The sequence below is a fragment of the Bartonella sp. CR84HXZ genome (assembly GCF_042194535.1).
In the GTDB taxonomy this organism is placed as follows: domain Bacteria; phylum Pseudomonadota; class Alphaproteobacteria; order Rhizobiales; family Rhizobiaceae; genus Bartonella; species Bartonella grahamii.
This window is the reverse complement of sequence record NZ_JBHIMY010000119.1, coordinates 1-699: the sequence shown is the minus strand read 5'-3', so window position 1 is coordinate 699 and position 699 is coordinate 1. Positions and strand designations below refer to the sequence as shown.

At 39.8% G+C, this 699-nt stretch carries 1 pseudogene; it reads right to left on the bottom strand.

What is annotated here, in order from left to right:
- Nucleotides 1-174: 174 nt before the first annotated feature.
- Nucleotides 175-699, bottom strand: a pseudogene (locus ACFIKD_RS09705) (virulence-associated protein E); the annotation flags it as partial.

Below are 699 nucleotides of genomic sequence, written 5' to 3'. Positions count from 1 at the left end.
CTTTGCTGCTTTGGAAAATTCATTTTTTAATACATCATCGACGCGAAAGGTAAATGTTGTCTCAGCCATTTTACGACCACTTAATGTGTTACAAAGTAGTTCTAATGTAATGTATTTTTACTATTTCTTCAATAGGTACTATTAGAATGGATATTTTATATCTATTTTGCATTTTCATAGGGTTGAAAGGGACGCCCATAAATTCACAGGCTCAGATAACAACCCAGACAGCAGAGCCAGACCGGTTTCAATGCCCTCACAAATGACCAGATGTTTGGGATTGGCTTGACTTAAATGCACCCCACCACCCGTTACAGATCCCAACATGGCTTTTTCTGGTCTTTGATCTGTTTTGCATCCATTGGCTTGTAAAAAGGTTCTATGAATGGCAAAAGAGTCAGCACCCTTAACAAGAGCCACCAACGCGGGTAGTGTCATTCCTAATGGGTGCGGACAGTTGTCGTGAAAGCGTAAATCAGTAGGCAACTCACATGTGATTTCCCACATGCGTAAATAGGTTTCTGCTAAAGTATTTTTGATTGGTTGGCATTGTTGCCAAATTGCTTTTGCTCTCTCTGCTTTCTTTTTTGCTCGTTTGAAATCAGCACAAAACTGTTTGGAGAAAGAAAGCGTCTGATCATAAGCTTGTTTTCCAAGCAAGCCAATTCTAATGAGCGCTTGTATGATCTCTCTAAAAGA